The organism is Hymenobacter cyanobacteriorum (assembly GCF_022631375.1).
Taxonomy (GTDB): domain Bacteria; phylum Bacteroidota; class Bacteroidia; order Cytophagales; family Hymenobacteraceae; genus Hymenobacter; species Hymenobacter cyanobacteriorum.
In genome coordinates, this window is record NZ_JALBGC010000003.1 from 684,244 (window position 1) to 710,612 (window position 26,369).

The 26,369-nt window shown below is 62.3% G+C and carries 13 protein-coding genes; 4 read left to right on the top strand and 9 right to left on the bottom strand.

Annotation, left to right across the window (positions count from 1 at the left end; genetic code table 11):
* Window positions 1-198: 198 nt before the first annotated feature.
* Window positions 199-3,048: a TonB-dependent receptor gene (locus MON38_RS12585; protein ID WP_241936524.1), complete on the bottom strand. Its 2,850-nt coding sequence runs from the start codon at window positions 3,046-3,048 to the stop codon at window positions 199-201.
* A 216-nt stretch (window positions 3,049-3,264) separates the two neighbouring features.
* Between MON38_RS12585 and MON38_RS12590 the strand changes: the two genes are divergently transcribed.
* Complete coding sequence (locus MON38_RS12590) at window positions 3,265-4,164, top strand: YicC/YloC family endoribonuclease (RefSeq protein ID WP_241936525.1); 900 nt, start codon at window positions 3,265-3,267, stop codon at window positions 4,162-4,164.
* 338 nt (window positions 4,165-4,502) lie between these two features.
* The gene (locus MON38_RS12595; RefSeq protein WP_241936526.1) at window positions 4,503-5,039 is read left to right on the top strand and encodes a hypothetical protein; all 537 of its coding nucleotides are present in this window, start codon (window positions 4,503-4,505) and stop codon (window positions 5,037-5,039) included.
* A 239-nt stretch (window positions 5,040-5,278) separates the two neighbouring features.
* On the opposite strand, the gene MON38_RS12600 is transcribed toward MON38_RS12595, so the two are convergent.
* The 6 genes from MON38_RS12600 to MON38_RS12625 all read right to left on the bottom strand — a co-directional run bounded on the left by MON38_RS12600 (window position 5,279) and on the right by MON38_RS12625 (window position 20,883).
* Complete coding sequence (locus MON38_RS12600; protein ID WP_241936527.1) at window positions 5,279-7,063, bottom strand: VanZ family protein; 1,785 nt, start codon at window positions 7,061-7,063, stop codon at window positions 5,279-5,281.
* A 37-nt stretch (window positions 7,064-7,100) separates the two neighbouring features.
* On the bottom strand, window positions 7,101-7,481 hold the full coding sequence (gene gcvH / locus MON38_RS12605) for a glycine cleavage system protein GcvH (protein WP_241936528.1): 381 nt from the start codon (window positions 7,479-7,481) through the stop codon (window positions 7,101-7,103).
* Between the two features lie 155 nt (window positions 7,482-7,636).
* Complete coding sequence (sov, locus tag MON38_RS12610; RefSeq protein WP_241936529.1) at window positions 7,637-15,223, bottom strand: T9SS outer membrane translocon Sov/SprA; 7,587 nt, start codon at window positions 15,221-15,223, stop codon at window positions 7,637-7,639.
* Between the two features lie 125 nt (window positions 15,224-15,348).
* The gene (gene ruvA / locus MON38_RS12615) at window positions 15,349-15,954 is read right to left on the bottom strand and encodes a Holliday junction branch migration protein RuvA (RefSeq protein ID WP_241936530.1); all 606 of its coding nucleotides are present in this window, start codon (window positions 15,952-15,954) and stop codon (window positions 15,349-15,351) included.
* A 266-nt stretch (window positions 15,955-16,220) separates the two neighbouring features.
* Window positions 16,221-18,491 carry an NADP-dependent malic enzyme gene (locus MON38_RS12620; RefSeq protein ID WP_241936834.1) on the bottom strand — a complete coding sequence of 757 codons (2,271 nt, stop codon included), beginning with the start codon at window positions 18,489-18,491 and terminating at the stop codon, window positions 16,221-16,223.
* A 121-nt stretch (window positions 18,492-18,612) separates the two neighbouring features.
* The gene (locus tag MON38_RS12625) at window positions 18,613-20,883 is read right to left on the bottom strand and encodes a LysM peptidoglycan-binding domain-containing protein (RefSeq protein ID WP_241936531.1); all 2,271 of its coding nucleotides are present in this window, start codon (window positions 20,881-20,883) and stop codon (window positions 18,613-18,615) included.
* Window positions 20,884-20,899: 16 nt separating this feature from the next.
* Between MON38_RS12625 and MON38_RS12630 the strand changes: the two genes are divergently transcribed.
* Entirely contained in the window at window positions 20,900-21,262 is a 363-nt protein-coding gene (locus tag MON38_RS12630) for a hypothetical protein (RefSeq protein ID WP_241936532.1), read from the top strand.
* 42 nt (window positions 21,263-21,304) lie between these two features.
* Here MON38_RS12630 and MON38_RS12635 read toward each other — a convergent pair whose 3' ends face one another.
* The gene (locus MON38_RS12635; RefSeq protein WP_241936533.1) at window positions 21,305-22,495 is read right to left on the bottom strand and encodes a PQQ-dependent sugar dehydrogenase; all 1,191 of its coding nucleotides are present in this window, start codon (window positions 22,493-22,495) and stop codon (window positions 21,305-21,307) included.
* Window positions 22,496-22,651: 156 nt separating this feature from the next.
* A complete protein-coding gene (locus MON38_RS12640) occupies window positions 22,652-24,775 on the bottom strand; it encodes a sigma-54-dependent Fis family transcriptional regulator (RefSeq protein ID WP_241936534.1) in 2,124 nt (707 codons plus the stop codon).
* A 222-nt stretch (window positions 24,776-24,997) separates the two neighbouring features.
* Here MON38_RS12640 and MON38_RS12645 point away from each other — a divergent pair, with 222 nt between their 5' ends.
* Window positions 24,998-26,362 carry a TolC family protein gene (locus MON38_RS12645; RefSeq protein WP_241936535.1) on the top strand — a complete coding sequence of 455 codons (1,365 nt, stop codon included), beginning with the start codon at window positions 24,998-25,000 and terminating at the stop codon, window positions 26,360-26,362.
* Window positions 26,363-26,369: the final 7 nt, after the last annotated feature.

Genomic DNA, 26,369 nt, shown 5'->3' on the forward strand with positions numbered 1-26,369 from the left:
CGACAAAGGTCCGGTCGTGGGGCACGGGCTGGCGCGCACGATGCATTACTATTTGATAGATATTGTGTTACCCGAACGTTACAATCCATTGGACAACCCGACTGGCGTAGGGGCGGTGCTTGCCCCCGCCCGGGCATTCGCACTGTTGCAACGACGCCGTTTAACGTCCGGGCGGGGGCAGGCCCCGCCCCTACACCTTTAGAAGCGGAACGTGGCCCCCAGGGTCGAGTAAGTGCCGCGCTTGTAGCGGGCGAACGCGGCCCCGTTCTCGATGCCGTTAATGCGGCCGTTGCGGTCGAAATCGTAGTATTGCCGCACCTCTTGGTTCAGCATGTTCTGGATGCCGGCCCGCACTTCGAAATGAGCACCGAAGCCCTTGGTTACGCCCAGGTCCACCACGTGGCGGGGCATTTCGATTACCGAGTAGTTCTGGTTAAGGTCGCCCACAAAGGCAATGCGCGGGCCGATAACGTTGTACTGGGCCGACACCTGCCAGCGGGCGGCATCGTCCTGGTAAAACACGCCCAGGTTCACCACGTAGGGCGACTGGCCCTGCAACGGTCGGCCGCTGAGGGCAAAGTTGCGGTTGTCGGCCGCCGTGGTGTCTAGGTCGACGCGGCTGGCTACCAACGAGGCATTGAGCACGAAGGAAACGCGCTGCAGAAAGGCATTTTCGGTGAGGCCCACCAGCGACTTACGCGCCTCCAACTCCACGCCCAGGTCGTAGGCCCGGGTGGCGTTTTGGTAGGTCAGCACCAAGTCCGAGCCGGTGGTCGAAGTGGTGGTTTGCTCGATGGCATCATAAAACCGCTTGCCAAACACGCCCACTGACAGCATTTCGGCGCGGGTCGGATAGAACTCGTAGCGCAGGTCGGCATTGTAGATGCGGGCCGTTTTCAGGTTGCTGTTGCCCCGGATGGAAAAGTTATTGGCCACATCATAATACTGATATTCGGCCACTTCCCGAAACTCGGGCCGGTTCACCGACTCGCTCACGCCGGCCCGCAGCAGGTGCCGGTCGTTGAAATTATACGTCGCGTTCAGCGAGGGCAGCACGAACGTGCGGATTTCCTCATACGGCTTGCCCTGCGCCTCGCCCGACTCCAGAAACTTGCGGTTGTATTCCACGCGCACCCCGCCGCTCAGGTTGAGGCGCTCCGTGAGGGGAGCCACGCCGCTTAGGTAGGCGGCTACCAGGCGGTTTTGGCCGGTGTAACGGTCCTGCGCTTTCGTTGATTCCACGATGCCCAGGCCGTTGGTCGGGTTGATGTTTTCGGGGTTGAAAATCGTTTCGAGCGGCTGGCTCAGAATGCTTTGGCTGGTACGCGACGTGCGCACGTAGTTGAAAAACCGGCTGTCGTAATCCCGATTTTTCTCCTCGGCATAGAAGCCCAGGCGCACCTTGTACTGGCTGGCACTCAGCGTATCGCGGCCGCTGAAACGGCGCTCCAGCTGCCCGCTGCCCATGTAGGTGTTCTCCTTCAGAGTGGCGTAGAAGCGCGAGCTGGTGTTAATCACGCTGTTAATCTGCACGCGGTACGGGGCGGGATTCAGGTCGCCGGGCTGGCCGGGCACGTACTCGCGCGCCTGCTGGTTGATGCGGTAGTCGGGCTCGTCGCGGTTCACGTAGTTGTAGCCGGCGGCCCACGTCAGCGAGGTGCGGCTGCTGGAGCCTACCTCGTGGCTGCCGCCCAGCTGCCCCGAGTAGATGCTGCGGCTCTGGTAGTGTAGCGCGTAGTCCTTGCGCTCCTCGGGGTCGGAGTTTTCGAGGTAGAGGCCCTGGCGGCACACCACGTCGTCGGTGCCGTACTGGTTGAAGAAGTTGCGGAATTCCACCCGGTTGCGGTCGTTGAGGCGCACCTGATAGTTGTGGATAATGCCCAGCCGCACCGCCGACAGGCTACGCGTGTCCAGGTAATCGAAGAACTTGCCCGGCAGCTGCTCGGGCGTTTTCGGGTTGTAAGCGGTGAAGCGCTGACGCACCGACTGGTTCTGCTCCTGCGTGTTGGCGTAGGAAATCGACGTGACGTTGCTCACGTACACGCCGCCAATCTCAAACTTACGGTTCAGGCCCAGCGAGATGCGCAAATCGGGCCGCGAGGTGATGCTGCGCGGCACAAACTCATTGCGCAGGTTGCTGCGCAGGCCCTGCAACTGCTCGGGCGTGGCGCTGGCCTGGGGTTTCAGGTCGGTGAGGCCGCCCGGCATTTCGCGCTGCCCGTTGTCAAAACCCAGGAAATCGGTCGAGCTGTGGTTCGACTGCAAATAGCCGCCCTGGAAGGTATTGGTGGAACGCGACCAGCCCGACACCGTGAGCGAAGTCGAATTTTCCAGCACGGCGTTGCGGGTGTACACCTTCACCACGCCGCCGCCAAACTCGCCCGGTAGTTCCGGCGCGCCCGATTTGAAAATCAGCACCCGGTCAATCACCGAGCTCGGCAGAATGTCGAAGGCAAACGAGCGGGTGTCGGTTTCGGCGCTGGGCGTGAGGGCGTCGTTCAGCAACACAGTGTTGTAGCGCTCGGCCAGCCCGCGAATCACGATGAAGTTGTTGTTCTGCACCGTCACGCCCGGAATGCGCTTCACCACTTCGGCCGCGTCGCGGTCCAGGGTCTTCACAATCTGGTCGTTGCTCAGGCCGCTCACCACCACTTCGCTCCGCTTCAGGTCCTGAATCAGCGCTACTTCGGTGCCGGTCTGCTTCACGCCGGTCACGGTTACCTCGTTCAGGCTGGTGGCGCTTTCCTCCATCGTACCGTTCAGCGTGGTCGTTTCGCCGCTTTTGATAACGATGCCCGCGAAGGTGAGCGGCTTGTAGCCCACGTAGGTCATCGTGATGCTGTAGGTGCCCGGCTCCAGCGGCAGGGTGTAGCTGCCATCCACGTTCACCGGCGCGGCCAGGATGCTGCCCGTCACCAGCACCGTGGCCCCAATCACGCCCTCACTGGTCTTTTTATCGGTCACTTTGCCCGCCAGCGTGCCCGGCTGGGCGGCGGCCAATGCACTCATCCACAACAGTAAAAACCCCAGCAAGTAGCAACGTTTCATATAGGTATCGGTTTGATAAAACAAAGCTACCGGCAGCCCATTACGGCAAGTTGCTCAGCGAATTACCCTATTGTTACTCGCCAATCCTTCACATGACGATGCTCTGATTCATCGGGATTTTCGTCCCTGGTCCCAGCCACTCTCGCCCCCAACGGGCCTATTGCCCAACGGCTGCCGTTCTTTGTGCCCCGCACGCAGAATTCCCTCTCCCCCGCTATGCTTATTTCCATGACCGGCTTCGGCCAGGCCCACCGCGAAACCGACACCTACGCCGCTACCGTTGAGCTCCGCTCCGTCAATTCCAAAACCATGGACCTGACCCTGCGCCTGCCGCGCTTCCTGATGCCGCACGAGCTCGAAATCCGCAACACCGTCACCAAAGCCCTGCTGCGCGGCAAAGTCAACCTCAACCTCGATTTCGTGCGCCCCGCCGCCGCCCGCGCCGCCACCACGCTCAACAAAGAAGCCCTCACCGCTGCCTTCAACGAGCTAAAAGCCATTGGCGAAACTTTCGGCATCCGGGCCGGCGAGGAAACCCTGCTGGCAGCCCTGCGCCTGCCGGGCGTCATCCCCAGCGCCACCGAGCTGCGCGAGGCCGAGCCCGCCGCCGAAGAAATTGCCTGGGCCGAGCTCCAGCCGCTGCTCACCGAGGCCCTGGCCGCCATCCAGCAGTTCCGCCACGACGAAGGCCACACCCTAACCACCGAAATCCTGGGCTACGTGGCCACCATCCGCCAGCAGCTCGCTGCCGTGGAGGAACACGACCCCGCCCGCATCGAGCACGTGCGCCAGCGCCTGGCCGGCCACCTCGCCGAGCTCACCAGCCACGAGCAGTTCAACGCCACCCGCTTCGAGCAAGAGGTATTATACTATATAGAGAAGCTCGACATTGCCGAGGAGAAAGTGCGCCTCGCCGCCCACCTGGCCTATTTCGAGCAAGCCGTGAACCAGCCCGACGAGGCGGTAGGCAAGAAGTTAGGCTTCCTGGCCCAGGAAATCGGCCGCGAAATCAACACCATTGGCTCCAAGGCCAACGATGCCACCGTGCAACACCTTGTAGTGGGCATGAAGGAAGAGCTGGAAAAGATTAAAGAGCAGCTCAACAATATTTTATAAGTCCATTCTGCTGGTTCGGGTGCTGCTTTTCCATTCGCCGTGAATTTCCGGCCGTTCATCGAAAACCTATAGCCAAAAATATAATTAAACCAATAATACCAATTACAAAACAGACTTGATATAGCAATTTCCATGTGCGAAACCATATTCTGGCACGTTTTTGCCATTGTGCCCAACGCACCGATTATTAAGCCATTATTGGCTGATAATCGTATGGTAACTTGGCCAGGAAAAAATAATTTGCAATATTTGTAACCGGAAAGTTGGATTATTGAATATTGTATCTAACTTGGCTATCCGAAAACAGCATATTACCCCACCCCCTTATCCTTAATTGTATGAAATCTACACTACTACTTTGCATTCTGGGCATAATCCTTACGGCTGCCAAGCCGCTGTCCGAGATTGAACTGGTGAAGAAGCGCGTACTCAGCGAGCGGGTTGAAATCCTGATTCCCAAGGGTTTCGAAGTAATGACCGAGCAGCAGATGGACTTTACTTACGCCAAAGCGCAGAGCCGCCCCAGCGTAATTTTCACCAACAACAACCTCATCAGCCTTGCCTTCAACTACAGCGACAACGACGCCGACCAGGACATGGTGGACGTGTACGCCGCCTCGTTTGGCAAGACCTATCACAAGCAGTACAAAGAGGCCACTTGGTTCGGCGACGGTGTGAAAAACATCAACAACCGCAAGGTGGGCTACCTCGAGTTCATGAAGCCCGAAATGGGCCACGAAGTGTACACGCTGGTGTTCTTCACCGACGTGGAGGGAAAGCTGATGATTTGCACCTTCAACTGCGCCGACCGTCAGAAGCCCGAGTGGGAGCCCATCGCCAAGCAAATCATGCTCTCGCTGAAAGCTAAAGGCTAGGCGGCAATTAGCAGCTTATATCAGAAAGCGGTAGTTGAACTTCGGTTCGACTACCGCTTTTTTTGTGCGCGTTTGTCCGAACGGTCCTGCTTATCTGGCGTCCACGCAGTCGAAGCATCTCGCGTGCAGCAGTAATCCACTCGTTAGCTGCGCTGGCCTGCAGTTGAACGATGCGGTAGAGATGCTTCGACTCCGCGGACGTCAGATAAGCAGGACCGTGTAAGCAGTCTACGCCTCCCCTACCGTTGCGCCGGGGCTGCGCCTAGCTCGTTCAGGAAGTCACGTACCAACCCGTAAGCGCCATTAAAGCCGACCAGCGACAGGGCTTTGGGCTTGTCGTTCACGTCGTGGTAGGCGGCGCTACCGCCGCGGGTGTAGAGGAAAAAGGCGGGCACGCCGGCTTCGGAGAAGGGGAAATGGTCGGAGTTGGCGGCGCGGCCGCGGGCGGCCAGGTTGGGCAGGTAGTGGTGCGCGTCGTTGAGGACGGTGAGTCGATGGTAGGCGCCTTCGAATACGCGGCCATTCACGACGGTAGCGCCTTTTTCGCCGGTGCCAAGCAGGTCGAGGTTCATCAGGAACTTGATGCGCTTGAGGGGCACGAGCGGGTGCTTCACGAAGTATTCGGAGCCGACCAGCCCCGCTTCTTCGGCTCCGAAGAGCAGGAATACTACCGAGTAAGCGGGGCGGTTTTCGGGCTTGGCGTAGTGCGCGGCCAGCTCCAGCAGTAGGGCTACGCCGCTGGCGTTGTCGTTGGCCCCGGGGAAGTACACGTGCGGGCCCATCATGCCCAGGTGGTCGTAGTGGGCCGATACGACCAGGAACGAGTCGGTCCGCGCGGTGCCGCGCACCACGGCGGCCAAGTTCTGGGTTTGGTAGTTGCGCTGGAGCTGGGCCCCCACGCGCACGGTGGCCCACACGGTGCGGCCCTTGGGGGCGTTGGTGGCGGTATCGCCAAAAATGGCTTTGTCGAGCCAGAGCGGCACCTTGCTGGCCAGCACTTCCACGCGCGGCTGGGGGGCCTGCTCGTCGGCCAGCGAGGCGGTGAGCTTGGGCACCACGGTAATCCAGGCGGCGGCGGTGTTGAGACGCTCGCGCAGCACCGGAAACTTGGCCAGGCGGGCGGCATCGGCGGCGCGCAGCAGCAGCACGCGCTGGGGCCAGGGCGTGCGCAGGTAGCGCGCCCGCACGGCGGCCTGGCTGAACACCAGCGTATCGAGCAGCAGCAGGCGGGCCTTAACGTTGCCGGCGGCTGAGTTGGGAGCCGCAATGCAGGCCGTGCCGGTGGGCCAGCCCCAGCCTTTCCCTCCACCCTCGGCCCGAATGGAGGCCGCTACGCCGCGCGGAAAAGTGTTTACATCCAGCGTGAAGGGCTGCGTATAATCGGGAGCCAGCGGCTCTAGTTTCAACTGCTGCAAGCGCTGGCGGAGGTAGGCGGCCGCCAGGTGCTCGCCCTGTAGCACGTAGCCGCGGCCGTGCATTTTGGGCGAGGCCAGCGCCTTAATGGTGCGTTTGGCGCGCATTTTATTCTGCGCGTGCGCCGGGGCCGGCAGGAGTGCTGCAAAGGCCAACAGCAGGCCCGTGATGGCCGCAACTGGCGAGCGGCGAACGTTGCGGGCAGCCCATGCCGCAGCCAGCCCCACGGCCAGGGCCGCGCCCAGGCCGTCGCTCAGCAAGTCCGACCACTCGCCGTGGCGGCCGAGGTTCATCGTCATTTGCAGCACTTCGATGAGGGCCCCGAACAGCAGGCTACCCGCCAGGGCTACCGCGCCGGCGTGGGCGGCCAGCCGGGGCCAGCGGCGCTGCCGGTGCAGCGAGAACCAACTCAGACCGGCCAGCACGAAAAACACGCCCGCGTGGGCGGCTGTGTCGAACGACAACAGCTCCCACACGGGCGTGCGCGGCATTTCATCAGATGGGGTAAGCGTGAGCACCAGCACCACGGCGGCCCACAGCAGCGGCAAAGCGGCGTAAGGGCGGGGTGCGGGGCCGGGCAACGGCAACTTGGGCGGGGTAAGCGAAAGCATCAACATCGCGGCGCACAAGCGAAAGCCGTGCTACAATTTACGCACCTACCAGCTCGCCGTAGGTTTCGGCCGAGAGCAGGTCGGCGAGCTCCTCGGGGTTGGCGATGGAGATTTTCACCATCCAGCCGTCGCCGTAGGGGTCGGAGTTTACGGTTTCGGGGGCGTCGGCCAGCTTCTCGTTCACTTCGAGCACGGTGCCGGTGATGGGGCTGAACAGGTCGGAAACGGTTTTCACGGCCTCCACGGTGCCGAATACGTCGTGACGGGCTACCTCTTTGTCGAGGGTGTCGATGTCGACGTACACGATGTCGCCCAGCTCTTTCTGCGCGTGGTCGGTGATGCCCACGTAGGCAACGTCGCCTTCAACGCGAATCCATTCGTGGTCTTTGGTGTAGTGCAGGGTGGCGGGCAGGTTCATAGGAATGGTGGATTGGTGAGTTGGCGAAATAGGGGTTGGCGGCAAAATTAGGCAATGCGACAGTGGGGAAGGCGACGAGGGCCGAAATGTTTTACCCGGGCAAACCAGATTTCACGACCTCTTCAATCCGTTACTCCCCCAATCCGATATTCCACCTACTGCGTGAGGCTGTAGCGCAGTTGCAGGCCGCCCTCCGAAGCCGTGTTGCGGAAGGCGTTGCTGATGCGCGGCGTGGTCACGGTCTGGCTGTAGTAGAGCTGCAGGTTGAGGCGGGAGTTGAGCAGGTAGTCGACGGTGGGGCGCAGCTGGAAGGTTTTGTTGCCGTTGGTAATCTGGCCCTGGGCCGTGCCTTCCGATGGCGTCAGGCCCTGCGTGTTGCCGGCCTCCACCACGTTGATGATGCTGCGCTGAATGGTGATGTTGTCGCGAATGCTCAGGTCGAGGCGGGCGGTAAGGTTGTTTTTGAGCACACGCTGCTCGCCGCCGACGCGGAAGGGCAGTTTCAGGCTGTTGGTGGCGTAGCCAAACCCTACCACGATTTCGTTGGTGTACAGCTCCGTTACCTGGGCGTTAGTCACGTTCAGCACCACGGTGCGGTCGGTGCGGTATTCGAGGCGGCCGGTGGCGCGGCTCACCGTCTGGAAATTGACGCCGATGAGCGGGGCCAGCCGCTCGGCAATGCTCACCTGGCCCACCACGTAGTACGGGATGAACTGGCCGTTGTCGTTCCGCTGGAAAGGGGCGTTCGGGTCGCGGAAGTCCGGCTCAACCTGGTAGTTGGTGGCCGTGTTGTAGCTGCCGATGCTGTAGGTGGACGAATAGGCGTGGTTGAGGGTGAACGACGAGAAGTAGCGCTTGATGACTGGCAGGTCGGCAAAGCCGTTGTAGTCGACGCGCCAGTTGGGCAGCGGCAACATACTGAACGGGTTGAATTTCTTGGCCGTGTAGCCGTCGGAAGAGCGGCCGTGGTAGGCATCCACGAAGCTCTGCACCAGCACATCCTGCGAGTTGTAGGTGTAGGTGCCGGCCTGGTTGTTCGGGTTGCGGTTGGCTTCCAGCAGTTTAGCGCGCACAATGGGCCGGTTTTTCACGAATTGCTCAAATGCCTTCGAAGTTTCGCCGTTGGCCCCCAGGTCGCCAAACAACGTCTGGATGGTGATGGTCGAGGTCTGGAACGAGCCGCTGCCCAGCAGCGGGTGTTCGGCCAGCAGGTAGCGGCCTTTGGCGTCGCGCTCCGTGGTGGGCACCAGGGTGCTGTCGTTCACCAGCCGGCGGTAGTACACCTGCTGGTTGCGGGCCAGCTGCCGGCGGGCATCTACCTGAATATTGAACCCGCGAATAGGTTCTAGAGCAGTACGCAGGGCCAGGTTTTCGGTAAGCAGGTTGCTCAGGGCGGTGTTCAGATATTGGCTTTCCTGGGTGTACCAGCCCCGGTCGGCGGCCATCTCATAGAGGTCGCCGAGTTCGTACTGCTTGCCCACGATGAACGGCAGGCCCGGAGCCGTGAAGCCCCGGTCGAAGCCAAAGAGGGCGGTTTTGGGCAGGTAGCCGGGCAGCAGCGTGCCGTTGGCCCGCACGTAGGTGAAGTTGATGGAGCGGGCCGTCATCAGCCCGCGCAGCACGGCTTTCACGAAGCGGTACTTTTCGCGGGTGGTATCGGCGGCGGGCTTGCCGTTGCGGCCGTCGGCGGCATCGGGGCGGCCCGCGTTGAGCAGGTCGGTGGCCACGCTGCGCGAGCGGGCGCTGGCGGGCTGGGCGTTGTTGATGATGTTGAGAAACTTCACCTTGTTGTACAGCTTCACCAGGTCAATTTTGCCGTTGGCGCTGAACTCGGCGTTGTTCTGCACAGTGTTGCCCAGGTTCAGGTTCACGGTCATGGTGTCCAGCTCCTGGTTGCCGGTGGGCACCGGGTAAAGCGGGGCGCGCAGCGAGGCCGACGACGACTGCCAGTTGTAGGTAGCCGCGTAGCGGGCATCGGCGCTCAGCCAGTCGGTGAGCGGGAATTTATCGAGCGGCAAGCGGTAGGTCAGCGAGGCCACCTGGTTGAAATTGACGGTACGGCCGCCACGCAGCAGGTTGTTCTGCAGGTCGTTGCGGTTGTCGATGGCCTGCTGGCTCACCCCAATGGTGCGGCCCCGGCCTTCGTCGACCACGCCGCGGTTGTTGGCGGTGTAATCGAAAATCAGGCTCTTGGTCAGGTCCCACTTCAGGTCGTAGATGCGGCTGATATAGAACGACTTCTGAATAATCGGGGCGATGCCGGCCGTGCTGGGCAGCTCGCCGGGGTTCAGCACACGCTGCAGGAACCGCTCGTTGTAGCGCCGGTCGATGTCGGTGCGGAACGAGAAGCGCGAAGGCAGCGGCGTGAAGTTAATCTGCTGGAAAATCTTCAGGTACGGGTTGTCGAGGGCCTTGATTTTGGCCAGCGGCTCGTAGTTCTTGGGCGTGGTCTGGTAGACGTAGGCCACGGCGGCGGTGTAGGCCTTGGTGTAGTCGCGGTCGGTGCGAATGTCGGAGTGCAGGCGGTCGGTAAGGGAGAAGCTCAGGGCCAGGTTTTCCACGTCCCACGGCCTGGGCAGGCTGGGCGCGGCCCCGGGCTTGGGCTGGCTGCGCTCCTTGCGCACGTTCAGCACCGACACGCTGCGGCTGGTGGTTTGGTCGATGACCTTTTTGCGGTACTCGGCCTGGGCGGCCGTGTTGATGGTGTTGTCCGCGTTGCGGAATTTCTGTAGGCTTTGCTCCAGCTTGGTGTCGGGGTCGAGCGGGTCGTAGAGGGGCGAACGGCTCTCGCGGCCCACCTGCAGCAGCACCGGTACGCGCAGGCCCAGCTGCGGCGGCAAAAATTTATCGACGGCCACCGTGGTGTTCAAATCGCCCCGGAATACGTCGTCAATCGAGCGCTGCTGCACTTTGTCCTGCAAGCCGCCAAAGCCCACGCTGGTGAAGCTGCCGGTGGCCGTCACGTTGGCCACGTCGGCCAGCTTCACGTTCAGGCGGGCAGTGGCAGCGTAGCCGGCCTGCTGCTCAAAATCGAACACCCGGAACTCATCGGCCCATAGGTTCACCGTTTTGGCTGCGGTGGTGGGGTCGACGCCGCCGATGGGGTTGAGAATGCCCAGCATGACGCCCTGAACGGCCGAAAAATCGGGGTTGCCCACCACCGTGATACGAGCCCCGTTGGGCAGGTCTACGCTGAAAGGCGTGAGCAAGGAAGGGTTCGGAAACTGCTGGTTGCGCTTGGCCTTGGCATCGATGAAATCCTGGAAGGACACGTCGATGCGGTTTTCCACGGGCCACACCTCGTCGGCGGTGGTGCCGGTGGTGGTCAGCTTCAGGGGCAGCGAGTATTCGTAGTAGTTCTGGGTGTAGTCGGTGCCAATGCGCAGAAAGGCGCGGGTTTCGCCGTCCTTGGTGGTGGGGTCGTCCGAGTCGCCGTGCAGGAACAGGCGCAGGCGCTTGTAGCGCAGCAGGTTGATGGTGATGTTCTTGTACGCCGCCTTGGCAAAGCCGTCGCGCAGTTCCTGCACGCTCAGGCGCAGGCTCTGCTCGTTTTGCAGGCGCGAGGTGCTGCTGCTGCCGTACTCCTGGTCGCGCCTGATGCCGGGCGGCGACACGTACGGGATGCCTCCACCGGCAGCCACGCCGTTCTCCTCCACGCTCACCGTCGAAATGTTGAAGGAACGGGCATCGGCTTGCAAGCCTACGGGCGGCTGGGGCCCCTGGCGCGCATCTACCAGCGGGTAGATGAAGCGGCGCCACTGGTTGGCCACAAACTGCGGCTGCACCAGGCGCACCACCACGGGCTCCTGCCAGCCGGTCATGTACATGCGCAGGAAGCGGATGGACTTGAAGCCGAAGGCCTGGTTGTTGTTGCCTTGAATGCTGGTGTACTGCTCGCGAATGGGAATGCGGAACTGGTACCAGGTCACGCGGTCGCCCGAGCCTTCGATGGGGGCAGTCGTCACCTTATCGATGATGTAGTTCGAACCGATGTCGAGGGTGCCGGGGCGCAGGCGCATCTTGTACTCGTAGTAGCGCTCCACGTCCTGCACCACGTTGTCGCGGTTCAGGTCTTCCTTGTCGGGGTAGGCCGTCGAGCTCAGCTGGCTGTTCTCGGGCGAGTTGCCGTCGTAGCCGTTGTAGTTCTTGTAGCGGCCCAGCAGCTTGGTATTGGCCGCGTCGTAGCTGGGGTCGAGGTGGTGGCGGAAGTCGTCGGCCGAGGGGTCGGGCAGGGTGGCAAACTGCGCGCCGTAGCCCTGCGGCACCGTGGCTTGCACGCGCTCGTTGTCGTCGCTCACGCCGTCGAGGCCCACGTCCTGGGCGGCCCGGGCGCCGGGGGCGGCGTTGAAGGCATCGGTAAGAAACTGCTGCTTCGTGACGCGGCCGAAAGGCGTCGGGTTGGTGGTATTGGCCACGTCCGTCGGGTCATTGGTCACGGGCAGGCCGTTCTCGAACTCGTGCTGGTTCTGGTCCTTCAGCACATCTTCGCTCACGTTGCCCAGGTTGATAACGAAGTCGCCGCCCGTAGTATTGGGCTTCGGGCTGGGGTTATCGGGGTCGAGCACCACGCCGTTGGGCGTGTTGATGAACGGGTCCATCATCCAGAACTCCAGGTACTCAATGTTGGCGTTGTCGAAATCAGTATCGAAGGTGATGGCCCGGCTGATGCCGCCAAACTTGTTCAGCAGGCCGCTGGTGGTGGCCTCGGTGCCGGTGAAGAACTTGCCGGCGTTGTCGATGGCCGGGTTGTAGTTGTAGGCTCCCCGCTCCTTGGGGTAAAAGGCCATGTCGAAGGTGTACTCGTAGCCGTTGCCGGTCGAGCCCAGGTCCTTGTTGGGGAACACCTCGTCGCGCTTCACGCCGCGCACGTAGTGGTTGGTCAGGTCGGCCGCCCCGATGTTGGCTGGCACGTTGGGGCCGCCGGTGTAGTAGCTCTGGTCGATGGTGTACCAGGCCAGGCGGGCACGCTGGTAGGCATAGGCCAGGCCCACGGCGTTGCTGCCGCCAATGGGCAGCGGCGTGCTGGCCAGCCGCCAGGCCGGAATGCTGGCCAGGCCGCCCAGCGTGTAGGGCGTGCGCGCGTTCTCGAAGTCGTCGACGTAACTCACGCCGTTTTCGCCGTTGCCCAACTGCGAGCGGCCCGGCAGCAGCTTGGCAAACTCCCCGCTGAAGGCAATGGTCGAAATTTCCTTGGTCGACACAAACGGGAGCATGTCGAGGTACTTGGTCAGCACCCGGCTGTCTTTCCGGATGCTGCCATCCAGGCCCACGATGGTGTTGTTGCCCGGCTCGTCACCCACATTCACGCGGTTGATGCCCGGGGCCTGGTTTTCGAGCAGGTGCAGGGCCGTGGCGCCCAAAGTCACGTCGCGGTTCAGGCGGTAGTCGAGGCGGGTGCCCAGCAGCTTGCGGGGCTGCACCTGCACCAGGGCGTTTTTCTCAAATTCTACCCGCAGCTCGTTGGCCGAGTTCAGGTAAGCCGGGTTCAGGATTTTCACCTTGGCCTGGTCGTAAAACACCTGGTAGTCGGTGCCTTCCGTGAGCAGCGTCGAGCCCGAGCGCACCCGCACCGAACCCTGCGCAATGCCAATGCCGGGCAGGTTAATCTCATCAGACCCCGCCCCGCCCTGGAAACGCCCGCGCAGGAAAAACTTGTCCTTTTCCTGGCGCTGCTGGGCGTCGCTCTGGGTCTGGTTATACAGCTCCGAGTACACGTATTTCTGCGCCAACAGCCGCTCGGCAGCCCCGTTCACCCCGGTGGTGTCGAACTGCGTGCGCAGGTAGGAGCCGAAGGGCTGAATGTTGGGGAAGATGATTTTGCCCAGCTCGGGGTCAATCGTCACGCCCGGAAAGAAGTCGAAGTTGCCGTCCGGGTTACGGTCGTTGTTGGGGTTCACGTGGTCGAGGTTAAGCACCTCAATCAGCGGGCGGTTTTGCAGCCGCACCCCCTCCTTCAACGACACCAAGTCGACCCCAGTGGCGTCGTCCTTGTAAATAATCTGCAGCTGGAAGTTGTCGCGGCTCAGCTGCGAAGCATTCAGGGGATAGATGTTTTTCATCATCAAATCCCAGGTGGGCGTGTTGCGGGTGCTCACGTCCGGGTTCAGCGGGTCGGGGCGGCCGGGCTGGGGCAGTACGTTCACGCCCGGGTTGCTGGCCCGCAGCATTTTCAGAAACACCACTTGGTCGGCAGGCAGCGAGCCGTAGTCGTCCGACGTTTCCCCCACCTTGTAGGTTTTGCCGTTGTAGAGGTAAGTGTAGCTCACGCCCAGCACCTGGTCGGGCAGCAGCGGCGTGTTCAGGCTCAGGTAGCCGAGTTGGGAGTTGAAGGTGAACTCCCGGTTGTCGAGCTTGCGGGCGCGCACCCGCTCATAGTCCACGTTTTTGGCAAAGCCCGGCTGCAGGCTTTGCAAAAAGCCGTCGACCTGCAGGTTGTCGCGGGCGGCCAGGCCCCCGGCCAGCAACGCCGCGTATTCGCGGTTGGCCGCGTTATCGGCGGGCGTCCGGGTATTGGCGGGCCGCACCGGCAACAGCCCGCTCTGGTACACGCGCAGCGGCTCGGCCAGGTCCATCAGCGTCACCACGTTGCGCAGGGTTTCGGTGGTGCGGTTGTCGTTGGTCACGTACACCTCCAGGCGCGTAATCGTCACCCCATCGCTCTGGATGGTGGGCAGGTTGCGCAGGGCCTGGTCGTACTTTTCGCGAAAGAATTGCGACAGGAAAAAGTGCCGGTCGCGCTCGTACTGGCTGGCTTTCAACTCGTACTGCCGGCTCTGGGCACCGTTCTGAATGCGCACTTCGTCGGCGGTGCCGCGCACGGTGGCGGCCACGGCCGTCACGCCCAGCTTGCCAAACTGCAACTGGGTTTTCACCCCGAACAGGTTCTGGCCGCCCTGCACCAGCGAGTTGCCCAGCGGCAGGCTCACGTTACCGAGGTCCACCTTGCGCACGATATCGTTGTCGTCGCCGGCGAAGTCGAACTTCATCTGGTTGTCGAAGTCGAACGAGGCCTTGGTGTCGTAGTTGAACACCAGCTTGAGCCGGGTGCCAATCTGCCCGGTCAGGTTCACGTTGATGTTCTGCTCGAACAAAAAGTCGCCCACGCTCTGCTGGCGCAGCGTCAGGGCCGGGTTCTCGTTGCGATTAAAGCGCCCGCCAAATTTGAGCGTGACCGCACCCGCCGGCCGAATGTCGACGTAGCTGCCCCCAAAAATGCGGTTGGCAATGGGCCCGAGGTAAATCTTCGGAATCAGGCGCTGGGCCTGGGGCGTGCCTGCCGCGGCCGGCGCGCCCGCAATGCCACCCTTGGCTTTCTGCCGGTAGTAGTCGCTGATGGCCTGGCGGCGCTGAAACTCCTCGTACTGCTTGTACGTAAGCACGCTGGGGTCGCGGTAGTCGACCTCCTTGCCTACCTTTTCCTGCACGTCGAACTGTTTCAGGCTGTCGTCGACGGCCACATTCAGCTTCACGGTTTTGGGCAAGGGCAGAATCAGGGGCGACTCGCGCTTGCGCTGGCCGAAGGGGCTGCCGGGCCGGTCCTGGGCCCGCACGCGGGGGCGCCGGCTGGGGCGGTAGGGCCCCAGGGTGTCGGTACGCGGCGTGTCGAGGGCCAGCGTGCGCTGGGCGCGCAGCCACGCCCGGCTCAGGCGCGCGCTAGCCAACGGCGAGGCCGGGGCCCACCACGCCAGCAACGACGCCACTACAACTACCGATGCGGGAAGAAACTTCTGACCAGATTTCAAGCAGATAAGTGTAAGAACACGCGCTACTTAGGCAGCGCGCATCAGGCACAGCATTTTCAATTTCAGCAGCAAGCTGCCCCGAAGCGAACCCCAACCGACGCGAACAAAAATTTTCGCGGCACGGCTCAGTGCGACTTCAAAGCAAACTTAATCAATTCCTCCACGCTCAGCTCCCCACCGTGCTTGTGCTGAATCTGGTCCAGCTGCTTCTCGGCGGCGGCCCGCGCAAAGCCGAGGGTCACCAGGGCCTGCAACGCTTCGGCGCGGCGCGTATTGTGCTGGCGGGCCAGCGGCACGGTATCCACGCCGGCTTTGGCCAGCAGCTCGTCTTTCCGCATCTTGTCTTTCAGCTCCAGAATCACGCGCTGGGCCGTTTTCGGCCCCACGCCCTTTATGGCCTGAATGGCGCGCACGTTCTCGTTCACAATGGCGTCGCGGATTTCACCCACGCTCATGCTGCTCACCATCACAATGCCCGTGCCCGGCCCGATGCCCGACACCGAAATCAGCTGCATAAACAGGGCCTTCTCGGCAGGGTCCAGAAAACCGTAGAGCGTCTGCCCGTCTTCCTTAATGTGCTGGTAGGTATAGATTTTAGTGGCCGCGCCCTCGGCCGGCAGCTTCGAGTAGGTGGCCAGCGAAATGCGGACTTCGTAGCCAATGCCGAGCATGTCGATAATGGCGAGGGTAGCGTCTTTGTAAGCGAGTTTACCGTCGAGGTAGGCAATCATAGAGCAGGGAAAAGAGAGAAGCGAAAAGCTGCGAGGGTAACACCGTTTCGCAGGGTTTCATCTCCCAAATCTACTGGCTTTTCAGGCAAATTTTTTGGGCGAAATCGGGAAGGTTGTCATGGGCGGAATTAATAGGCATCTGTCATGCTGAACGCAGTGAAGCACCTTATCACGCCAGAACAAATCGTTTGGATGTGATAAGGTGCTTCACTGCGTTCAGCATGACAGATGAAACCTGACGGCCGGTTCGCAACCGGACCGGCCCGCTACAGCGCCTTGCCGCCCATCTGCGCATCGACCACCGCGATGGCGGCCATGTTCACAATGTCGCGCACGCTCGCGCCAAGCTGCAGGATGTGCACCGGCTTGCGCATGCCCATCAGCACCGGCCCGATTACCTCGGTGCCGCTGATTTCCTGCAACACCTTATAGGCGATGTTGCCCGACTCTACATTGGGGAAAATCAGGGTGTTAGCACCTTTTTCGGCCAGCGGTGAGAAGCCGTAGTGCTCTTGCAGCAGCTGCGGGCTCAGGGCCACATTGGCCTGCATCTCGCCGTCGATGAGCAGGTCGGGGAAGCGCGCCTTGGCCAGCTCGGTGGCGCGGCGGGTTTTCTCGGGCAGCGGCCCGGCGTTCGAGCCAAAGTTGGAGTAGCTGATAACCGCCACGCGCGGCACGGCATCGAAGAAGCGCACGGCCCGCGCCGTGAGGCCGATAATTTCAACCATTTCTTCGGCCGTGGGGTTGATGTTCACGGTAGTATCGGCGAAGAAGTACGGGCCCTTCTTGTGCTGGATGATGTACATCGACGACACGCGCTTCACGCCATCCTCGGTGCCGATAACCTGCAGCGACGGGATGATGCTCTTGCCGTAGTCCTTGGTGAGGCCGGTGATGCAGGCGTCGGCCTCGCCGGTTTCCACCATCATGGCGGCGTAGTAGTTGCGCTCGCGCATCAGGCGGCGGCCTTCGTAGAGCGTCATGCCGCGGCGCTGGCGCTTCTCGTACAGCAGCTTGGCATAGTCGTCGCGCTTGGCGTCCTGCTTCAGGATGTTGATGATTTCGCAGCCTTCGAGGTCGAGGCTGTTTTCGCGGGCAATGGTTTCGATTTTTTCCTGCGGCCCCAGCAAAATAGGCGTGCAGATGCCCTCGTCCTGCAGAATCTGGGCGGCTTTGAGAATCTTGTAGTTGTCGGCCTCGGCAAACACCACGCGCTTGGGGTTGGCGCGAGCTGCCGAAGTGAGGCGGTTCATCAGCTTCTGGTTCACGCCGAGGCGGGCGCGGAGCTGGTCTTCATAAGCCGTCCAGTCTTCGATGGGCAGGCGGGCCACGCCGCTTTCCATCGCGGCCTTGGCCACGGCCGGGCTGATGCTGGTAATCAGGCGCGGGTCGAGCGGTTTCGGAATCAGATAATTACGACCAAAGGCCAGTGTGTTGTCGCCGTAGGCTTTGTTCACCATCTCGGGCACCGGCTCCTTGCTGAGCTCGGCCAGCGCGTGCACGGCGGCCAGCTTCATGGCCTCGTTGATTTCGGTGGCGCGCACATCCAGCGCGCCCCGGAAAATGTAGGGGAAGCCCAGCACGTTGTTCACCTGGTTGGGGTGGTCGGAGCGGCCGGTGGCCATCACGAGGTCGTCGCGGGTGGCCATGGCCAGCTGGTAGCTCACCTCGGGGTCGGGGTTGGCCAGGGCGAATACGATGGGGTTGTCGGCCATCAGCAGCAGCAGACCGGCCGGCAGCACATTGGCCGCCGACAGCCCCAGGAATACGTCGGCCCCGGTCATGGCTTCTTCCAGCGTGGTTACGGTGCGGCTGGTGGCAAACTGCATCTGGATGGGGGCCAAATCGGTGCGGCCAGCGTTGATAACGCCGTCCTTATCGAACACCACCACGTTGTCGCGGTTCAGGCCCAGGGCCAGGTACAGGCGCAGGCACGACACGGCCGCGGCCCCCGCCCCGCTCACCACGAGCTTCACCTCGTCAATCTTCTTGCCCACGATTTCGAGCGCGTTCAGTAGCGCGGCCGAGGTGATGATGGCCGTGCCGTGCTGGTCGTCGTGCATCAGCGGGATGTTCATCTTCTCGCGCAGCTCCGTTTCGATGCGGAAGCATTCGGGCGCCTTGATGTCTTCCAGGTTGATGCCGCCAAACGTGGGCTCCAGCGACTTCACGATGCGGATAAACTCGTCGGGGTCGGTGGCATCAATCTCAATATCGAAGCAGTCGATGCCCGCAAACTTCTTGAACAGCACGCCCTTGCCTTCCATCACCGGCTTGCTGGCGGCGGGGCCGATGTTGCCCAGGCCCAGCACCGCCGTGCCGTTCGAAATCACGGCCACCAGGTTGCCCTTGGCGGTGTACTTATACACGTCGTCGGGGTTTTCGGCAATGGCCTTGCAGGGCTCGGCCACGCCCGGCGAGTAAGCCAGCGCGAGGTCGAGCTGGGTGCTCATGGGCTTGGTGGGCACCACTTCGAGCTTGCCGGCGGGCTCCTGCGAGTGGTAATTGAGGGCGTCTTGCTTGTTTACTTTCAGCATCGGGAATTCTTCGGAAATGGCAACGGCCGCGCAAGGCAGCGCGGCCGTGGTGGGCGAAATTAGCGCCAAATGCGCGGCAATGCCGCGTTTATTTCTGGCAAGCGGCTCTGAATGGAAGCGATTAGCCCTGCGGGACCAGCAGCTTCTGGCCCAGCTTCACCTCGTCCGATTTCAGGTGATTGAGCTCGCGCAGCACCTGCACGCTCACATTAAAGCGCTGCGAAATGTTGAACAACGTGTCGCCCTGTTGCACGCGGTGCACCTGCGGCGCGGCAGTCAATTGGGCATGGCGGCCAGTGTTAGCAGCCACCGTTGCTTTCGGTTCAGCGGCCCGCGCTACGGCCGTTTCGCGGCGCTGCTTTTTAGCCGAAGCAGGCGATACATCAGCATCTTCAGCCGCCGGTGCCTGGAAAACCAGTCGCTGCCCGGGCACCACGGTTTCCGATTCCAACTTGTTCCAGGTCACTAGCTGGGCCACGCTCAGGCCACGCTCGCGGGCCAGCTTGGTGAGGTAATCGCCCCGCCGCACGGTGTACACACCTTCGGTCGATTTCAGGGCGGGCGTTTCATCAGCCACCGCGGCAACTTGCGTGGCGGCAGCTTCGCGGGTTTCGTTCAGCTTGGGCTCAGCAATCCGCGTTTTGGCGGCGCTGTTTTCAGAAGCAGCCAGCGCGGCGGCCTGGGCGCGCACCTCGGCTTTAGCAGCATCACGCGCTTCGGCCTTGGCCGTTTCGCGGGCCAGCTGGCGGGCAGCGGCACGGGCCTGGGCCTCAGCCGCCGCCTGCTGAATGGCTTGGCGCTGGCGAATGGCCACGAGGCGCAGTTCCTGCTGCTTTTCCTGACGCATCAGCTCCTGCAGGCGGGCGGCTTCGCGGGCGTTGGCGTTGGCCTGCTCGCGGCGGGCCAGGGCTTCCTCGTCCACCACCGGCGCGGCCGTGGCGGCCACCAATACCACCGTTTCAGGTACCGGCACGGCTTCGCGCACCGGGTTGCGCGGGGCGGCGGTGGCGGGCAGCGGCACAAATACCAGCAGCTCGCGGCCGGGTTTCAAAGGGCGGTTTTTGGGCAGTTCGTTCCAGCGGCGCAGCTGGCTGGGGCTCACATCGAACCGCTCGGCCAAGCTGGCCACGGTTTCGCCCCGGCGCACCTTATACGACACTCGGCGGAAGCGCGGAGCGTTGGTTTCGGTGGTGGCGCGGGGGCCGGCAGTGGCAGCCAGCAGCGAGCGGCTGGGCCAGGGCTCCACGCCTTCGAGGCGGGGCGGCAGGAAGCCGAGCGGGCGCGGCAGCTCGGCGGCGGGCTCGCAGTAGGCCAGCAGGGTGGCGCGGTCCACGTCGCCAAGGTGCTCGGCCGCCGCGGCCGGGAAGCGCACCACGTAGGGCCGGTAGCCGGCCGGCAGCGCGGCGCGGCGCAGTTCGGGGTTGAAGCGGGTGAGGTAAAGCGAATCGGTATAGCCGCAGGCCCGGCTCAGGCGGCGCAGGTCGAAGGCGTGGCCGCGCAGGTTCATCGTGTCCATGGCCTCGGCGTACTGGTAGCGCAGCGTGGGCGTGCGCAGGCCGTGGGCCTCGGCGTACTTCATGCTGTACATGATGGCCGTGAAGGTGGGCACGTAGTTGCGCGTTTCGGCCGGCATGTGCGGGTACAGGTCCCAGAAGGTTTTTTTGCCGGTGCGGCGCATCACGCGCTGCACGCTGCCCGCGCCCCAGTTGTAGGCCGCCAGCACCAGTTCCCAGTCGTGAAACACGCCGTACAAATAGCGCAGGTGCTTGCAGGCGGCTTCGGTGGCCTTTTCGGGGGCCATGCGCTCGTCAATCCATTCGTCACGCTTCAGGCGCAGGTCGCCGGCGGTGGGGCCCATGAACTGCCACAGGCCGGTGGCCCCCACCGGCGACTTGGCCGTCGGAATCAGGGCCGACTCTACCACGGCCAGGTACTTGAGGTCGGTAGGCAGGTTGTACTGCGCCAGGTATTTCTCGAACAGCGGAAAGTAGAGGTTCTCACGCTCCAGCACGCGCTGCAAATAGCTGCGGTTGCGGGCCGTGAACAAGGTCACGTAGGCCATCACCGAGTTGTTGAACTGATGCGGGGCCTCGGTTTCGAAGCAGCCCACGCGGTCGCACACCAGGTCGCGCATCGTGGGCGGGGTGCGCAGCCACTCCAGCCGGGCCGAGTCGATGCTGGGCACCGGCACGGCTACCAGCGAGTCGGGCTGCAGTTCGAGGCGCACCCGCACGGTATCGCCCAGCAGGGCGGGCAGGGCCTGGGTGGTGGTGTCGGGGCGCGGGGCTTGCTGAGCCTGGGCGCGAGCCACGGGTAGCAGGCCCGGCAGGGCCAGGGCCAGCCACAGCGCCCGGCCACGCAATGCTTTTACTTGCTTAATCCCTTGCTTCATAGCACTAAGGTAGGCGATGGATAAAGAACTTGTAGAGATGCGAGTACGCATTTTTTCCGAAAACGTGACGCTCAGTGTTTTTCTTTTATCGGGCCAGGCCCCGCGCACCGCCCCTGCCGCCGGCCGGCCCCGGCCCGTCAGCACGCCATCCAACCCTTTTCTGCTCAACGCAAAAAGCCCGCAACACGAGGTGCTGCAGGCTTTTTGGAAGCTTCGGGCGAAGCTATTTTTTCTGCGTCTTCACGGTCTTGCCCGAGGGCTTGTCCTTGATTTCGGTTTCGTTTTTTTTCTCATCGCGCTTGGTGGCGGGGTCGGTGTGTTTCGGGGTGCTTACGGGCGTGTTAGCCATGATGAAGAGGAGCAACTGGTGAAAGAATAACCGGCATACGGCTACCCGCCACCAATGGCCACCGCCCGGCCGTTATTTCTTGTAGGCCACGCGGTAAATAACACCGTTGTCGTCGTCGCTCATCAGCAGCGCGCCATCAACGGCCTGAATGAGCCCGCAGGGCCGGCCAAACTCCGACTTGTCGTTTTCCACCAGAAAGCCGGTGATGAAATCCTCGAACTTCTCCGGCTTGCCCTGCGCATCAAAATGCACGCGCACCAGCTTGTAGCCCGAGGGCTGGGCCCGGTTCCAGGAGCCGTGCATGGTCACGAAGGCATCGTTTTTATACGCGGCCGGAAACTGGCTGCCTTTGTTGAAAACCAGCCCCAGCGGGGCCGAATGAGCCTTGTAGACCAGCAGTGGCCGCTGGTTTTTGGCATCGAATTGCTCGTAGGTTTCGCCGGTTTTGGGCTTGTTGGCGGGGTAGTGCTTGCCATCGGCAATGATGGATGGCCAGCCGTAGCCGGCGCCCTGCTTTATCTGGTTCAGCTCCTCCATCTGGTCCTCATCGCCGAGCCAGTCGATGCCGTGGTCCATGCCAAAGAGTTGGCCCGTGGCCGGGTGCCAGTCGAAGCCGATGGTGTTGCGCAGGCCCCTGGCATAGATGCTGCGGCCTGAGCCGTCGGTTTTCAGCACCAGCAGGGTGGCGTTTTCGGGGTTGTCCTCGTCGCAGGCGTTGCAGGTGCTGCCCACCGAGAGGTAGAGCTGACCATCAGGGCCGAAGCGCAGGGTGCGGTTGGCGTGCTGGCCGGCGTCGGGCAGGTCTTTGTAGAGGATGCGGGGCTCGCTCAGGCCACCGTCGGGCAGCACGTCGGCCACGTACACTTCCCGAATGGCGCTGAGGTACATCTTGCCATCTTTCAGCGCTAGGCCGTGCAAATGTGGTTTCTGGGCCACCTGGCGCACTATTTCGGCTTTGCCGTCCTTGTTGGCATCACGCAGCAGGGTGATGGTGCCTTTCACGCGGTTGCTCACGTAGAGGTCGCCGTTGGGGGCCTGGGTTAGCATGCGGGGCATATCCAAGCCCTCGGCATACTTGGTGATGGTGAAGCCGGCGGGCACTTTCAGGGCGGCCACGCGGGCGTCGGTGGCGGGCAGCTTGTTGGGCAGGTAGATGTTGCCCGTCATCTTGAAAGGCGTAGCGGCCGGTGGCACGTTTTGGGCGGCGGCGGGCAGGGTAGCAAGTAGTGTGGCAGCGAGGGCAGCGTGTCGAATACAGGACATAGACGTTGATAAGGCGTTTGGCCTCTTCAACTTCCATTTTCGGCTTGGGGTTGCGTGGCACAAGTCCCGCGAAATAATATTTAGACTCCCACTCGAAAACTGTTTCAAGAGTACATCCGCGGCGCGAAATAATATTTCACGCCCACGACCGCGCCGCTACCCCACGCCCACCATGCGCCGGATGCCCAGCTTCTTCATGCGCGCTTCCAGCGTTTTCGGGTTGATGTCCAGCAGCAAAGCGGCGCCCTGCGCCCCGCTCACGCGGCCGCCCGTTTGCTGCAGGGCGGCCAGAATGTGGTCCCGTTCCTGCTCCTTCAGCGTCTTGATGGTCATCGCGACCTGGGCCGCAGGCGCGGCGGCCAGCAGCGGGGCCCCGGCAAAGCCCGCGAACTCCAAAAATGGCCCCTGGCTCACGATGATGGCCTGCTCCAGCACGTGCTCCAGCTCGCGGATATTGCCGGGCCAGCTGTAGGCCTGCAGCGCCGCCAAATCCGTTGGCCGCACCTGCCGGATGGGCTTGCCCAAGCGCTTGCTCAGGCGCTGGATAAAGTGGCGCAGCAACGGCTCAATGTCCTCGCGGCGCTCACGCAGTGGGGCCAGCTCGATGGGAAACACGTTGAGGCGGTAGTATAAATCGGCGCGGAAACGGCCGGCGGCTACTTCGTCGGCCAGCACGCGGTTGGTGGCGGCAATCACGCGGGCATCGGAGTGCAGCACTTTGGTGCCCCCCAGTCGCTCAAACTCCCGTTCCTGCAACACGCGCAGCAGCTTGGCCTGCAAATCGAGCGGAAGCTCCCCTATCTCATCGAGGAAAATACTGCCGCCGTTAGCCAGCTCAAACTTGCCGATGCGTCGCTCCACCGCGCCGGTAAAGGCACCTTTTTCGTGGCCAAACAATTCGCTTTCAATCAACTGCGCCGGCAAAGCGGCGCAGTTGAGCTTGATGAGGGCGCGGGCGCGGCGCGGCGAAGCATTGTGTAGCTCGCGGGCCACCAACTCCTTACCGGTACCGGTTTCGCCCGAAATCAGCACCGTGGTATCCGTCGGGGCCACCAGGCTGATGCGGCGCTCGACCAGCTGCAGGGCCGGGCTGCTGCCGATGAAGGTGCCCGAATCGGCCCCGAACCGGGCCGAAGTGTTGATTTCGCCCACCAGATAGGTGCGCTCCTCTTCTACCTGGGCCTTCAGCTCTTCAATCTGCTCGAAGGCGAAGAGATTTTCCAGCGCCAGCGCAATCTGAGGCGCGAGCGATACCACCGTGGCCAGGTCTTCGGGCCGGAAGGCTGTGGGGTTGGGCGAGGCCAGCATGAGCACGGCCGCGCCGTCGGGCCGCTGCCAGATGGGCACAATGAGCATAGCCCGCGTGCCGTATTCCTCATACACGTGCCGTAGCAGCGGGTAGCGCTGGGCCTGCGCCCGAAAATCATCGGCGGCAAAAAGCCCGGGATTCTGCAGCAACTCATTCAGCTGCTGATACATGGCCGAGGTATCGAGCTGGTTCAGGCCATGCTGGCGGTTGGGGTCGAGGGCCAGCAGCGGGGCATCCGGACTTTCGGCGGAGCGCGCAAATTCGGCAAATCCCTCAAACGGCTCCTGCCGGCCGGCCCGCTGCACCCGCAGCCCGAAGTAATCGAACCGCACGACCTGGCTCAGGGCCTCGGCCACGGCCCGGAACAGCGGTTCGCGCTGCTTGATGCTAAGCAGGGCATTGGTGATGTTGAGCTGCAGCGTGCGCTCCTGCTCGCGGCGGGCTACTTCCTCGAAGGCCAGCGTATTGGCTACCGCAATGGCTATCAGAGAGCCGATTTTTTCCAGCAGCTTTTCGTCGGCGGCCGTGAAGTGGGGCGTGCGGCGCGAGGCCAGCGTCATGAACCCGGTGAGGCGGCCGGCGATGTGCAGCGGCACGGCCGTGAGGTGGGTAATGCCGAGGTGCGTCATCTTTTTATACGCCGCATACTCCGGATAGTCAGCCAGATACTGCTGGGGCGTAAACTGCTGCACGCGCGGGTCGGCTACGAGCTTTTCGATGGGCGAGCCGGCGATGGGGGAGAAATAATCGGCCCCCGGCGGTAAGGGCGGCGCTTCGTCCACGCCATAATAGTCGCGCAGAAACAGGCGCTTCTGCTGCACCTCTTCATCGAAGACATTGATGCCGATAAGGTCGAACGGAAAAATCAGCCGCAGCTTGGTCGTCACCACCTTGAATAGCGAATCCTTGTCGCGGATGGTGGCGATGGCCTCGTTAAGGTGGAGCAGAAGGGTTTCGTCGTTGGTAGGCACCAGCTTATTCTGTTTTTCCTGAAATAGCAGGAGTAAAATTACGGTAATTCCTGCTATTTAAGGAATAAATCAGGCATTGCTATTTTATATATATAGTATTCGAACAGGAGAACTTTATTTTAATTATCTAGTATCCAATGAGAACCTATGATACACTTTTTCTTACCCGGTGCTGGCACGTCTTTCGGTAAAGGCGGGGCACACTCAATGCCACTTGGCCTTATGCTTTCTCATCAACACCTCAAGGGCCTGGCCGGTTTGTCGCTGTTTGGCGGCCTGCTGCTGACCCAGCCGGCGCTGGCGCAAAACCAGCCTGGCGTGCCCGCCGCTGCCCAGTCTATTGGCTTGGCCAGCGACTCCCTGACCTTGGGCGCGACCTTGCAAGCCGTGCTCGACGCCAACCCCAGCATCACCAACCTCACCGAGCTGTCGGCTGCCTCGGCCAGCCGCCTGAGCCAGACGCGGGCCGGCTTCCTGCCCCAGGTAACGGGCACGGCCACTTATACTCGCATCGACCCGGTGGTGAAGCTGCCGTTTGGTGGCGAAACGCTGCAGTTCGCGCCCAACAACAACTACGACTTCCACGTCACGGCGCAGTACCTGCTGTTCGATTTCGGCAAGAACGAGGCGACGGTGAAAGTGGCCGAATCGCAGGTGCAAACGGCGCAGGACAACATCACGGTGGCCCGCCGCGACCTGGCGTTCAACGCCGCGCAGGTGTACTACAACATCCTGTTCATGCGTGAGAGCATCAAGGTGCAGGACCAGCAGATTGCCTCGCTGCAGGCCCACCGCGACGAAATGAACAAGCGCGTGCAGGCCGGCGTGAGCACCCGCTTCGATGTGACGACCACCGACGTGCGCATCACGCAAGCTCAGAATACCAAGCTCGACCTGCAAAACCAGCTGCGCAACCAGCAGGTGCAGCTGGCCCGCCTGCTGCACAAGCCCGCCCAGGCCGACATTCCGGTGAAAGGCCGCCTGACCTACGACCCGCAGCCGGTGAACCTGGAGGAAGAAGTAATCAAAGCCAGCAACAACCGCCCCGAAGTGAAGCTGGCCCGCGACGCCGAAAACACGGCCGCGCTACAAGCCCGCCTCATCGAGAAGAGCAACATGCCCAGCCTCGGCGCGGGTGTGCAGGCTGGCGGCAAAAACGGCTACATTCTGCCCGACATCAACCGCATTCGCTTCAACACGGTCGGCGTGGTGCAGTTGTCGGTGCCGATTTATGACGGCAACAAGAACAAGAAGCAGCGCGTGGAGGCCGAGGCCAACGCCCGCGCCGCCGTGGCCCGCACCGCCGACACGCAGGAGCAAATCCGCGCCGACGTGCGCCAGGCCATCAATAATATGGATTTTAGTCAGGCCCGCCACGCTAATGCCCAGCAGCAGGTAGCGCAAGCCACCGAGGCCCTGAGCAAAGCCCGCGACCGGTACCGCTACGGCGTGGGCCAGAACCTCGACGTGCTGGATGCCGAGACCCAGCTCTCGCAGGCCCGCCTGGCCCTGGTGCAGGCCGAGTACAACTACACGCTGGGCCAGTACCAGCTGCGCCGCGCCACCGGCGAGCAGATTTGGCAATAGGCTTTTA